General features: G+C 75.7%; 13 protein-coding genes. 12 read left to right on the top strand and 1 reads right to left on the bottom strand.

What is annotated here, in order from left to right; translation table 11 throughout:
- Positions 1 to 118: 118 nt before the first annotated feature.
- A complete protein-coding gene (gene rpmB, locus HIR71_RS13330) occupies positions 119 to 310 on the bottom strand; it encodes a 50S ribosomal protein L28 (RefSeq protein ID WP_169325558.1) in 192 nt (63 codons plus the stop codon).
- Between the two features lie 219 nt (positions 311 to 529).
- Between rpmB and HIR71_RS13325 the strand changes: the two genes are divergently transcribed.
- The 12 genes from HIR71_RS13325 (at position 530) to HIR71_RS13270 (ending at position 11,900) form a co-directional block, all read left to right on the top strand.
- Complete coding sequence (locus tag HIR71_RS13325; protein ID WP_169325557.1) at positions 530 to 2,239, top strand: DAK2 domain-containing protein; 1,710 nt, start codon at positions 530 to 532, stop codon at positions 2,237 to 2,239.
- Positions 2,240 to 2,276: 37 nt separating this feature from the next.
- On the top strand, positions 2,277 to 4,592 hold the full coding sequence (locus tag HIR71_RS13320) for an ATP-dependent DNA helicase RecG (RefSeq protein ID WP_396031695.1): 2,316 nt from the start codon (positions 2,277 to 2,279) through the stop codon (positions 4,590 to 4,592).
- 19 nt (positions 4,593 to 4,611) lie between these two features.
- Positions 4,612 to 5,307 (top strand): ABC transporter ATP-binding protein, encoded by a 696-nt coding sequence (locus HIR71_RS13315; protein ID WP_169325556.1) that lies wholly within the window; start codon positions 4,612 to 4,614, stop codon positions 5,305 to 5,307.
- Positions 5,304 to 6,929 (top strand): DUF6297 family protein, encoded by a 1,626-nt coding sequence (locus HIR71_RS13310; RefSeq protein ID WP_169325555.1) that lies wholly within the window; start codon positions 5,304 to 5,306, stop codon positions 6,927 to 6,929. Before HIR71_RS13315 ends, HIR71_RS13310 begins: the two co-directional genes overlap by 4 nt.
- A complete protein-coding gene (locus tag HIR71_RS13305; RefSeq protein WP_169325554.1) occupies positions 6,926 to 7,531 on the top strand; it encodes an RsmD family RNA methyltransferase in 606 nt (201 codons plus the stop codon). The genes HIR71_RS13310 and HIR71_RS13305 overlap by 4 nt, the downstream gene beginning before the upstream one ends.
- 14 nt (positions 7,532 to 7,545) lie before the next feature.
- Positions 7,546 to 8,043: a pantetheine-phosphate adenylyltransferase gene (gene coaD, locus HIR71_RS13300; protein ID WP_169325553.1), complete on the top strand. Its 498-nt coding sequence runs from the start codon at positions 7,546 to 7,548 to the stop codon at positions 8,041 to 8,043.
- Between the two features lie 2 nt (positions 8,044 to 8,045).
- Positions 8,046 to 8,561 (top strand): hypothetical protein, encoded by a 516-nt coding sequence (locus HIR71_RS13295; RefSeq protein WP_169325552.1) that lies wholly within the window; start codon positions 8,046 to 8,048, stop codon positions 8,559 to 8,561.
- Between the two features lie 122 nt (positions 8,562 to 8,683).
- Positions 8,684 to 9,262, top strand: a complete 579-nt coding sequence (locus tag HIR71_RS13290; RefSeq protein ID WP_169325551.1) for a YceD family protein — start codon at positions 8,684 to 8,686, stop codon at positions 9,260 to 9,262.
- A 2-nt stretch (positions 9,263 to 9,264) separates the two neighbouring features.
- A complete protein-coding gene (rpmF, locus tag HIR71_RS13285; RefSeq protein WP_169325550.1) occupies positions 9,265 to 9,459 on the top strand; it encodes a 50S ribosomal protein L32 in 195 nt (64 codons plus the stop codon).
- 9 nt (positions 9,460 to 9,468) lie between these two features.
- Entirely contained in the window at positions 9,469 to 10,206 is a 738-nt protein-coding gene (gene rnc / locus HIR71_RS13280) for a ribonuclease III (RefSeq protein WP_169325549.1), read from the top strand.
- A 25-nt stretch (positions 10,207 to 10,231) separates the two neighbouring features.
- On the top strand, positions 10,232 to 11,158 hold the full coding sequence (gene mutM / locus HIR71_RS13275) for a bifunctional DNA-formamidopyrimidine glycosylase/DNA-(apurinic or apyrimidinic site) lyase (protein ID WP_169325548.1): 927 nt from the start codon (positions 10,232 to 10,234) through the stop codon (positions 11,156 to 11,158).
- Between the two features lie 112 nt (positions 11,159 to 11,270).
- Complete coding sequence (locus tag HIR71_RS13270; RefSeq protein ID WP_169325576.1) at positions 11,271 to 11,900, top strand: response regulator; 630 nt, start codon at positions 11,271 to 11,273, stop codon at positions 11,898 to 11,900.
- Positions 11,901 to 12,088: the final 188 nt, after the last annotated feature.

The following is a 12,088-nucleotide window of genomic DNA, read 5'->3' as shown; positions in this document are numbered from 1 at the left end:
AGATGCAGCCCTTCAACCCGGAACGGATGACCTTGCCGGTGACCTGCCGGTGACCCGCCGGGATGCACGAAGCCCGCGGGTTTCGACCCGCGGGCTTCGTGACGATGGTGCGGTGCGGTCAGACGTGCCGCACGACCTTGCCGGCCTTGAGGCACGAGGTGCACACGTTCAGGCGCTTCGGGGCACCCGCCACGACGGCGCGCACGCGCTGGATGTTCGGGTTCCAGCGACGCTTCGTCCGGATGTGCGAGTGCGAGATGCTGTGCCCGAAGCTGGGGCCCTTGCCGCAGACGTCGCAGTTGGCAGCCACGGTCTCTCCTGATCGTCGTGCACGCCGCAGGGCGGCGAGGGGAAGTGGGCGAGGGTTGCGGTGCGCACCCGGGGGGCGCTCCGTCAACGCCCTGTCGAGGACAGGGCCCTCGTGAGGACGATGCCCGGTCGAGGCCGGACAACCTGGCAAGACTAGCCGATGGATCGCGCGCCGCCCAAATGAGGGTGGCATGCGGCATCGTGTGCGCGAGGGCCGAGGATGGTGCCTGCCCCCGGGGCGCCGGAGGTGGGCGAGCAGCGGGAAGGGATGCGCGTGGACCGGCTGGACGGCGCGGCGGTACGAGCCTGGGCCCGGGCTGCCGCCCGTGACCTCGACGAGGCGCGCGGCTCGATCGACCTCCTCAACGTGTTCCCCGTGCCCGACGGCGACACGGGGACCAACCTCAGCCTGACCGTGGCGCAGGGGGCCGACGAGGTCGACGCCCTGCCCGGTCCTGCCACCGCACCCGAGGCGATGCGCGCCTTCGCGCGCGGCGCGCTCCTCGGCGCCCGGGGCAGCTCGGGGGTCATCCTCAGCCAGTTCCTGCTCGGCCTCTCCCGCGGGCTCGCGCAGGGTGTCCCGGGCCTGCCCGACGCCGCGCGCGAGCCGGATGCCGCGGACGGCGTCTCGGCCGGAGGTCTCGCCCTGGCCGGCGCCCTGGACGCGGCGCAGGCGGCGGCGCGCACGGCGGTCGCCAAGCCGGTCGAGGGCACCATCCTGACCGCCGCCACCGCGGCGGCACGGGCCGCGCGTGCGGCCGCGGGCGAGGGGGCCGATCTCGCTGCCACTGCCACGGCGGCGCTCGCGGGTGCGAGCGACGCGCTCGCCCGGACACCCGACGACCTGGACGTCCTGCGCTCCGCAGGGGTGGTCGACGCCGGTGCGAGCGGGCTGGTCGTGCTGCTCGGGTCGCTCGTCGGCGTGATCACCGGGCAGCGGCCGACCACGGTGCTCGGGCACCACGTGCGCGAGGCCCGCGGCGACGGCGACGGCGCCGACGTCCACGACGTGCCGGGGACGGAGCCGACCGACGGGTGTGCGGCCGGCGCCGACGGCGAGTTCGAGGTGATGTTCCTGCTCGAGGCCGCCACGGACATCGCGGCCGACCTCAGCGCGCGGCTGCAGGCGCTCGGCGAGTCGGTCGCCGTCGTCGGTGGTCCCGACGTGTGGCAGGCGCACGTCCACACCGACGACCCGGCAGGCGCGATCGCCGCGGGGGGGCTCGGCCGCCGTCGCCAGGTCACCGTGCGTCATCTGGGCGTCCACGCCCACGCGCAGTCTCACGTGCACCCTCAAGCCCGTGGCGGCCGGCGGACCGGGCTCGGGCTCGTGGTCGGGACCGGGGCACCGGGCCTCGTGGCCGAGCTCGCACGGGTGGGCGCCGTGGTGATGGTGCACGCGGACGAGCCGGCGACGACCGCGGGCGTGCTGCGCGCCGTCGTGGACTCGGCGGCCCCCGACGTCCTCGTCCTCCCCGGATCGCCCTCGGCCGGTGCGGCGGCCCGTGCCGTCACCGGGACCGCCCGCGCCCGGGGGCGGCAGACCGTCCACGTGGTCGAGGCCGACGACGACGTGCGGGTGACCGCCGGACTGGCTGCCGCGCTCGCGGCCGTGCCCGACGTCGGCGCCGTCGCCCCGCCGGACGTCACGGCCGCGGTCGCCGCCGTCGCCCGCGCCGTCGGCGCCGTGCGCACGGCCGAGGTGACGGCCGCGGAGGACCCGGCCGACGTGCGTCGCGTCGTGGACGCCCTGCTCAGCCCGGGCGGCGAGGTCCTCACCGTCCTGCGCGGCGCCCGGGCGGCGGACGGGACGCTCGACGCCCTCACCGCGGCGCTCGTCGACCACGTCGCGGCCGCCCATCCGGGCGTGGACGTCGTCGTGCTCGAGGGTGGTCAGGCAGAGCCCCTCCTCGCGCTGGGGGCCGAGTGAGCGACGACCGGGTGGGCGAGCACCGGGTGGGCACCGGGTGAGCGAGCACCGTCGTGAGCACCTGGGCGACGTGGTCGGCGGCCCGGTCGACCGCTTCGCCGAGCCGCTCGTGCGCGTGCTCGGCCCGCGCACGTCGGGCGCCATGGAGAAGCTGGGCCTGCGCACGACCGGCGACCTCCTGCGCCACTACCCGCGCCGCTACTCCGACCCCGGCACGTTGACGGACCTCTCCGGGCTCGCGGTCGGCGAGCACGTGACCGTCATGGCGGAGGTGCGGCAGGCGACCGTGCGCACGATGCGGAACCGGAGCGGCGCGATGCTGCAGGGCGTCGTCACGGACGGCGCCCGCACGCTCCACCTCACGTTCTTCGGCAAGGGCCCGCGCGCGCTGACGCACCACGAGCAGAAGCTCCGGCCGGGCCGGGTCGGCCTGTTCACCGGCGTGGTCGGTGCCTACCAGGGCACGCTGCAGCTCACGCACCCGGACTACAAGATCATCGGCGTCGACGTCGACGACGAGGCCGAGGCGCTCGCCGAGGCCGGTCGCCCGATCCCGATCTACCCCGCGAGCGCGTCGCTCGCGTCGTGGCGCATCCAGGCGAGCGTGCGCACCGTCCTCGACCCGCTGGCCGAGGCCGACGTCCCGGACCCGGTCCCGGCGGGGCTGCGCTCCGAGCGGGGCCTCGTGACGCTCCACCAGGCGCTCAAGGACGTCCACGAGCCGTTCACCGATGCCGACTGGCGGCGGGGCCGCGACCGGCTGCGGTACGAGGAGGCGTTCGTGCTCCAGGCGGCGCTGGCACGTCGTCGTGCGGAGGCCGCGCGTCAGCACGCGACCGCGCGGCCGCCGCGTGCGGACGGGCTGCTCGCCGACTTCGACGCCCGGCTGCCGTTCACCCTGACCGCCGGGCAGCGCGCGGTGGGCGAGGAGCTCGCGGTCGAGCTCGCCCGCCCGCGGCCGATGCAGCGGCTGCTCCAGGGCGAGGTCGGCTCGGGCAAGACGGTCGTCGCGCTGCGCGCGATGCTCCAGGTGGTCGACGCCGGTGGCCAGGCCGCGCTGCTCGCGCCGACCGAGGTCCTCGCCGCGCAGCACGTCCGCACGCTCCGGGCGCTGCTCGGTCCGCTCGCGGAGGCCGGCTTCCTGGGCGGTGCCGACGACGGCACGCGCGTCGCGCTGCTCACCGGGTCGCAAGGGGCCGCCGCGCGGCGCGAGAGCCTGCTCGATGCCGCGAGCGGCCGGGCGGGGATCGTCGTCGGCACGCACGCGCTGCTCAGCGAGACGGTCCAGTTCGCGGACCTCGGCCTCGTCGTCGTGGACGAGCAGCACCGGTTCGGGGTGGAGCAGCGCGACACGCTGCGCGCCAAGGCCAGCACGACGCCGCACCTGCTCGTCATGACCGCGACCCCGATCCCGCGCACGGTCGCGATGACCGTGTTCGGCGATCTCGAGACGTCGACCCTCACCGAGGTGCCGGCCGGCCGCAGCGGCGTGACGACCGTCGTCGTGCCGGCGGAGAACGCCGCCTGGATGACGCGCACGTGGCAGCGCGTGCGCGAGGAGGTCGAGGGCGGTCACCGGGCGTACGTGGTGTGCCCGCGGATCGACCCGGACGAGCCGCAGGACGACGGCGCGGACCTGCTCGCGGTCGACGTCGTCGGGGCCGCCGACGAGAGCGGGCGCGGGTCGGCCGCCCGGAACGCTCCCGAGGCGCGTCGGCCGCTCCGGGCCGTGCTCGAGGTCGCCGCGGAGCTGCGCGCGCTGCCGGCGCTCGCCGGGGTCGAGATCGGGGTGCTGCACGGCCGCATGGCTCCCGACGACAAGGAGCGCGTCATGGCGGACCTGGCGGCCGGGCGGGTCCAGGTGCTGGTGTCCACCACCGTGATCGAGGTGGGCGTCGACGTGCCCGAGGCCACGGCGATGGTCGTGCTCGACGCCGACCGCTTCGGGCTCTCGCAGCTGCACCAGCTCCGCGGTCGCGTCGGGCGGGGGACCGCGCCGGGCCTGTGCCTGCTCGTCTCGGGCGCGGGCGGCGCCGGCCGCCCGGCTGCGGGGGCCTCGCCGGCCGCTGTGCGCCTGCAGACGCTCGCGGAGACGACCGACGGCTTCGCGCTCGCGAGCGTCGACCTCGAGCTGCGGCGCGAGGGCGACGTGCTGGGCGCCGCGCAGTCCGGCGGGATCAGCTCGCTGCGGCTGCTGCGGGTCACGCGCGACGCGGACGTCATCGCGCAGGCCCGTACGGACGCGACGGCCGTGGTCGAGGCCGATCCGGCGCTGGACGGGATCCCGGCGCTGCGCGCCGCGATCGACCAGCAGCTCGCGGGCGAGCGGGAGGAGTTCCTCGACCGCACGTGAGGCGTCCTAGGGTGGTCACGTGCCTGCGTCCCCCGTCATCCACGCGGACGCGCTCGTGCTCGGCTACGGCGGGGAACCGGTCTGCGCCCCGGTCTCCTTCACGCTCGAGGCCGGTCGAGCGCTCGCCCTGGTCGGTCCCAACGGCTCGGGCAAGTCGACGGTCCTGCGGGCGGTGCTGGGCCTCCTCGAGCCGGCCGGCGGCGAGCTCCAGGTCCTCGGCGCGCAGGTCGACGAGCGCGATGCGCGGTTCCGCGCCCAGGTCTCGAGCGTGCTCGACGACGACGCGTACTTCCCGGCCCTCACCGTCGCCGAGCACCTGGTGCTGACGGCGCGCGGCCACGGCGTCGCCGACGCGGCGGACGTGGTCGCCGACCTCCTCGACGACTTCGGACTGACCGGCCACGCGGACGTGCTGCCGGTCGCGCTCTCGTCGGGCCAGCGCCGCCGCCTGCTGCTCGCGGCCGGGTTCGCGCGCCCCCGACGCCTGCTGGTGCTCGACGAGCCCGAGCAGCGGCTCGACCAGCGGATGCGCTCGGCCCTCGCAGCCCGGCTGCGGGACGAGGCCGACGCCGGCGGCGCCGTGCTGCTCGCGACCCACGACCCGGCCCTGCTCGAGGCCGTGGCCGACGCCGCGGTCCTCGTCGGCGACGTCGAGTCACCGGTGCTCCCGGTGACCGACGCCGCCCGCGCCATCCGGTCCGAGCCCACCCGATGACGCCGCCGTCGGCCGGGGCGGGGACCGGCACGGCCGACGGCTCCCGCGTCCCGGCGGGCCGGGCGGTCCGGCGGGCCACCGCGGCGACGGCACGGCGGCGATCGGACGCCGGGATCGGGCAGCTGCTCGGCGACCTGTACTACGCGCTGATCATGGTCGCGATCGGGATCGGGATGGCCCTCGGCGTCGTCGAGGTGGCGCGGGACGCCCTGCGCCCTGCGCCCGTCGTGCCGGCCCCCGGCCCTGATCTCGGCCTGCCGAGCCTCGCCGGGCTGGCGGTGCTGGGTTTCGTCGGCGTCGTGCTGTCCCTCGCGGGACGCCTCGGTCCGGTGGGGGTCGGCGCGGCCGAGGCGACCTGGTGGCTCCCGCTGCCGGTCGACCGGCGGGGCCTGCTGCGGCCGACCGCCGCGCGGCTCCCGCTGCTCGCCGGCGGGGTGGGAGCGCTCGTCCTGGTGCTGGTCGACCTCACGGTCCAGGGGTACGGCGGGACGAGCGCCGACCGCCTGGTGCGCTTCGGTGCGCTCGGCGGGCTGGGCACGGCGGCGCTCGTGCTGCTCGCCGGGGTGGGTCAGAGCCTGGGAGCGGTGCGGCGGCGGATCGCGGCCGCAGGGCATGCGTCGGTCGCGCTCGTGCCCGTGCTCGCCGTGGTCGGCGCGCTCACCGGGTGGCGGCTCGAGGCGCTGCCGTCGCCGGGAGCCGTCGTGCTGGCAGTGCTGACGGTCGTGGTGGTGGCCGCGGCCGTCGCGCTCGACCGGCGGCTCGGCCGGATCCCGGGGCGCGACCTGCGGGAGAGCGGCTCGATCTCGAGCCAGGCGGTCGGCGCGGTCGTCTCGCTCGACTCGCGCGAGCTCGGGCGCACGCTCGTCGAGGGCGCGGCCCGTCCACGGCGGCGGCGCTCCGCGCGGTTCGGGGCGGTGCGGTCGGCGTCGGCCGCGGTCGTGGCCGCCGACGTGGCGCTGCTCGTGCGTTCGCCGCGCCACGTCGTCCAGGTGCTCGGCGCGACGGTGGCGCCCGCCGTCGTGCTCGTCGTCCCGGAGCTCGCGAGCACCGCGGTGCTGGCGATCGTGCTGGTCGGGTCGGGCTACGTCGCGATGCTCGCGGGCGCCGAGGGCGCGCGCCGCGCCGAGATGGCGCCCGTGCTCGACCGGCTGCTGCCGCTCTCGGCCCGACGGGTCCGGGTGCTGCGCACCGCGGTGCCGGGCGCCGTGGCGGTCGTGTGGTCGCTCGGGGCGTTCGCGGCGGTCGCGCAGCTGCACGGCGACCTGGCCGACGGCGGGGCAGAGGGCCTGATGGCGTGGCTCGCGCTCGGCCTGGCGTCGGCACCGGTGTGGGCGGGCGCGGCGGTCCGGTCGGCCTACCGGCCCGCGCCCGACTGGGCCGGCCCGCTCGTCTCGACGCCGGCCGGCGCGGTGCCGCTGGGCGTGCTGGCGGTGCTTTCGCGCGGGCCGGACGTCGTCGCGCTCGGCCTGGTGCCCGTGCTGATCGCGCTCCTGCTGGGCGCCGCGCCGGTCCCGGTCCTCGTGGCTCAGGGGGTCGCGTCCGCGATCGTCGTCGCGGTGTGCGTCCGGCTCCCGGCGACGGCAGCCGGCGGTGCGGGTGCGGGCGCGGGAGGTGCGCGGTGACGCGGGTCGTGGCGGGCACGGCCGGGGGGCGCACGCTGCGGGTGCCGACCAGGGGCACCCGGCCGACGAGCGAACGCGTCCGGGAGGCGCTGTTCTCGCGGCTCGAGCACCTCGACGCGGTCGCGGGTGCCCGCGTGCTGGACCTCTACGCCGGCTCCGGGGCGCTCGGCATCGAGGCGGCGAGCCGCGGTGCCGCCGCGGTCACGCTCGTGGACTCGGCGCGCGTGGCGGTCGACGCCTGCCGCGCCAACGTGGCCGCGCTGCGTCTGCCGCTGGTGACGGTCGTGGGGGAGCGGGCCGAGCGGTTCGTGCAGCGGCCGGTCGCGGCGCCGTGGGACCTCGTCCTGATCGACCCGCCGTACGACCTGGACGAGGACGTCCTCGCCGAGGTGCTCGCCAGGCTCGCGGGACCGACGGCCCTCGACCCGGACGGCGTCGTCGTCGTCGAGCGCTCGTCGCGCAGCCCCGAGCCGCGCTGGCCCACGGACCTCGGGCCCACGGACCGCCGCGCGTACGGGGAGACGGTCGTGTGGTTCGCGAGCCCTGACGCGAGCCCGGACGAGACGCACGCCTCGTCCGCACCCGGCTCCCGGCCCCGCTGACATACCCTGACCGCGTGACCGTCGCCGTCTGCCCCGGGTCGTTCGACCCCGTCACGCTCGGCCATCTCGACGTCGTCCGTCGCGCGCGCGCGATGTTCGACGAGGTCGTCGTGGGCGTCGCGCACAACGCCAGCAAGCAGGCGCTGCTGCCCGCCGAGATCCGGGTCGAGCTCGCGCGTGCCGCGCTCTCGGGCGTCGAGGGGGTGCGCGTCGAGCTCGTCGCGGGCCTGCTCACGGACTTCTGCGAGGAGGTCGGCGCCGTCGCGGTCGTCAAGGGACTGCGCGGCGGCGCGGACTACGACCACGAGCTGCCGATGGCGCTCATGAACCGGCATCTGACCGGCGTCGAGACCGTGTTCGTCGTGGGCGACCCCGCACTCGCCCACATCGCGTCGTCCCTGGTGAAGGACGTCGCGCGCCACGGCGGTCCCATCGCCGACCTCGTGCCCGACGGCGTCGAGGCAGTCGTGCGTGAGGCGCTGGGCACCGCCCCGGCGTACGAGAGGAGATGACGATGAGCGAGAGCTCACACCTGGACCACGACGTCGACCGGACGCAGCCCGAGGGGCTGACCGGGATCCTCGACGCCCTGACCGCCGCCGTGGAGGGCGCGCGGGCGATGCCGATGTCGTCCTCGGTGCTCGTCAACCGCGCCGAGCTTCTCGACCTGCTCGACCAGGCGAGGGACGTCCTCCCGACCCAGCTGAGCCAGGCCGACGCGGTGCTCGCGGATGCCGACGCGGCCCGCGGTGTTGCGCAGGCCGAGGCGGACTCCATCCTCGAGGCGGCCCGGGCGCGGGCGGCGGAGCTCGTCGAGACGGAGGCCGTCACGCTCGCGGCGCAGGCGCGCGCGGCGGAGATCCTCGCAGAGGCCGAGCGCGTGGCCGAGGGGCTGCGGCGGGACGCCGACGACTACTGCGACCGGCGCCTCGCGGACTTCGAGATCGACCTGGGCAAGGTGCTGACGCAGGTGCAGGCGGGTCGCGCCAAGCTGGCCGGCCGGTTGGGTGGGGCCGAGCCCGTCCGCTGAGCCCGCCCGCCCACGAACGCCGCGTCGCGTTTGGGCAGTCGCGCGCGAGCCGGTAACATCGTCCGTCGGTCCTGCCGGTCGTGGCGGTACCGAGCCCCCTCACCAGTAGGAACCGCACAGCCGTGGAGCGCGCCATTCACCTCGATCCCCGTTCGCCGTTCGTGCTCGACACCCACGAGCTCGGCCGACGTCCGGGATCGATGCGACGGGTTCAGCGCACGGTGCCGGCGCCCGAGGACCTCGGTACCGACGTGATCGGTGTCCCCGTCGGGACGGATCTCGAGCTGGATCTCCGGCTCGAGGCCGTCATGGAGGGGGTCCTGGTCTCGGGCAACGTCCGGGGCCGGGCGGTCGGGGAGTGCGTGCGCTGCCTGGACGAGGTGGTCGACGACGTCGACGTGTCCGTGACGGAGCTGTACGCGTACCCCGAGCGGGCGCGCGTCGCGCTGGAGGACGGGGACGACGAGGAAGACGTGCGCGAGCTGGACGGCGAGCTGATCGACGTCGAGCCCGCGCTGCGGGATGCGGTGGTGCCTGCGCTGCCGTTCCGACCGTTGTGCCGGCCGGACTGCCCGGGACTGTGCTCCGAGTGCGGAGCACGCCTGGCGGACGACCCGGATCATTCGCATGAGATCCTTGACCCCCGGTGGGCCGCGCTGAGCAGCCTCGAGGGAATGTCAGACGACACGAAAGAGAGCTAGCCGTGGCTGTTCCGAAGCGCAAGATGTCGCGCAGCAACACCCGTGCGCGTCGGTCGCAGTGGAAGACCACTGCCACGACGCTCACCACCTGCCCCCAGTGCAAGAGCAACATGCGCCCGCACCAGGCGTGCCCGACGTGCGGCACCTACAACGGTCGCCAGTACGCCGAGGCGCTGCGCACCGAGCACGCCGGCTGACGCAGCCGCGTGAAGCCGAAGCACTCCGGCGGCAGTGCCGCCGTCTCGGCTGACCAGCTCATCGAGAAGCTCGAGGTCCCTGTGGACCCCGAGCTTCTCGTGCTGGCGCTGACGCACCGCTCGTTCGCGCACGAGGCCGGAGGGATCCCCACCAACGAGCGGCTCGAGTTCCTCGGCGACGCCGTCCTGGGGCTCGTGGTCACCGAGGCGCTCTACCGGCGCCACCCCGAGCGCAGCGAGGGCGACCTCGCCAAGATGCGCGCGGCGACCGTGTCGCAGCGTGCCCTGGCCGAGACCGCGCGCACGCTCGACCTCGGCGGCTACGTGCTGCTCGGGAAGGGCGAGCTGGCGACGGACGGCGCCGACAAGGACTCCATCCTCTCCGACACGCTCGAGGCGCTCTTCGGTGCCGTCTACCTCGCGCACGGGCTCGAGCGGGCGCGCGCGCTGGTCGAGCGCCTGGTCGGCCCGACGCTCGACGCCGCGGCGGACCTCGGCGCCGGTCTCGACTGGAAGACCTCGCTCCAGGAGCTCACGGCCGAGCTCGGTCTCGGCGTCCCGTCGTACGACATCGTCGGCGTCGGCCCCGACCACGCGCGGACCTTCACCGCGCACGCCGTCGTGGGGGGTGAGGTGCACGGCACCGGTGCGGGGCCGGCCAAGAAGATCGCCGAGCAGCGGGCCGCCGCGGTCGCGTACGAGACGCTGCGGGCGATCGACGGCGTCGGCGCGACGCCGGGCGCGTGAGCGGCCCCGACCGAGAGGCCGTGTAGTGCCCGAGCTGCCGGAGGTCGAGACGGTGCGTGACGGGCTCGCCCGGCACGTGCTCGGTCGCACCGTCGAGCACACCGAGGTGCTGCGCGACTACAGCGTGCGCCGCCACGTGGGCGGACCCGTCGACCTCGCCGGGCGGCTCGCGGGCCGCCGGTTCGACGCCGCCGTCCGCCGCGGCAAGTACCTGTGGCTGCTTCTCGACACCCCGACCGGGGCCCACCCCGACGCCGCGCTCATGGCGCACCTGGGCATGAGCGGGCAGCTGATCGTTCGCGGGCCCGACGACGAGTCGCGCACCGCACCGACCTCGCCGCACCTGCGCGTCCGGCTCGCGCTGGACGACGGTTCCGAGCTGCACTTCGTGGACCAACGGACCTTCGGGCACCTGTCCGCCCCCGATCTGGTGCCGACGCCGGACGGCGCTGCAGGCGGGCGCGGGTCCCCGGTCCCCGCGGTCCCCGAACCCGTGGCCCACATCGCGCGCGACCTGCTCGACCCCGCGCTCGACCGCGAGACGCTCGTCGCCTCCGTCCGTCGGCGTCGCACCGGGATCAAGCGGGCGCTCCTCGACCAGACCCTCGTGTCCGGCGTGGGGAACATCTACGCCGACGAGGCGCTGTGGCGGGCGCGCCTGCACTTCGCCCGGCCCACCGACACGCTGCGGCGCGGCGAGGTCGAGCGGGCGCTCGACGCCGCGGCGGAGGTCATGGGCGAGGCCCTCACTGCCGGGGGGACGAGCTTCGACGCGCTCTACGTCAACGTGAACGGGGAGTCGGGCTACTTCGACCGGTCGCTCGCGGTCTACGGGCAGACGGGCCGGCCGTGCCCACGCTGCGGCGCGCCGGTCCGCCGGGACGAGTTCATGAACCGCTCGTCGTTCACCTGCCCGGTGTGCCAGCCGCGGCCGCGGCGCGGGCGCTGGTGAGCGCGCGGGTCGACCGCCGAACGACCGCCGGCCCGACCGACCTGGATACGATGCCCGCGTGGCGACGAGCAACCTGACCCAGTCCGCAGACCGGTCCGCGGTGATCGACGTGATGATCGTCGACGACCACGAGGTGGTGCGACGGGGGATCGCCGAGGTGGTGGAGCGCGCCGAGGGCATGCACGTGGTCGCCGAGGCCGCGACGGTCGCTGACGGCGTGCGTCGCGCGGGGCTCGTCCGGCCGCAGATCATGCTCGTGGACCTCCAGCTGCCGGACGGCACGGGGATCGACCTCATGAAGAAGGTGCGCGAGTCGCAGCCCGAGGTGCGCGCGATCGTGCTCACGTCCTTCGACGACGACGACGCGCTCGCCGCCGCGCTCGACGCAGGGGCGGCGGCCTACCTGCTCAAGAGTGTGCGCGGCGCCGAGATCACGGACGTCGTGCGGGCCGTCGCGGCGGGTCGCACGTTGCTCGACGAGCGCACCGTCACGCGGCGCCGGGCCGGCCACGAGGACCCGACCGAGCACCTGACCCCGAGCGAGCTGCGCGTGCTCGACCTCATCGGCGAGGGGCTGTCGAACCGCGAGATCGCCGAGCGGTTGAGCATCGCGGAGAAGACGGTCAAGAACCACATCACGTCCCTGCTCGCCAAGATGGGCCTCCAGCGGCGCACGCAGGTGGCGGCATGGGTCGCGGCGCGCAAGCACAGCGGCTGGCGCGCCGAGCCCGGCGAGTCCTGAGCGTCGAGCCGTTCGCTGTTCACCACGCGCAGCGCGACGGATGTCTGGCGCACGGGGCCGACCTGACATGAAGATGGCTGCCAGGCCACGGGCGCTACGGGCGTCAGCCGGTGGCGGGTAGTGGGTTGAGGGTGACGTCGTAGCCGAGCTGGCGGAGTTGGGTCAGGGCGCGCTGCTTGGTCTTGTCC

Origin of the sequence: Cellulomonas fimi, from assembly GCF_012952065.1 — a bacterium.
Taxonomy (GTDB): Bacteria; Actinomycetota; Actinomycetes; order Actinomycetales; family Cellulomonadaceae; genus Pengzhenrongella; species Pengzhenrongella fimi_A.
The sequence above is the reverse complement of the archived record's forward strand: the minus strand, read 5'-3'. Positions and strand labels throughout refer to the sequence as shown.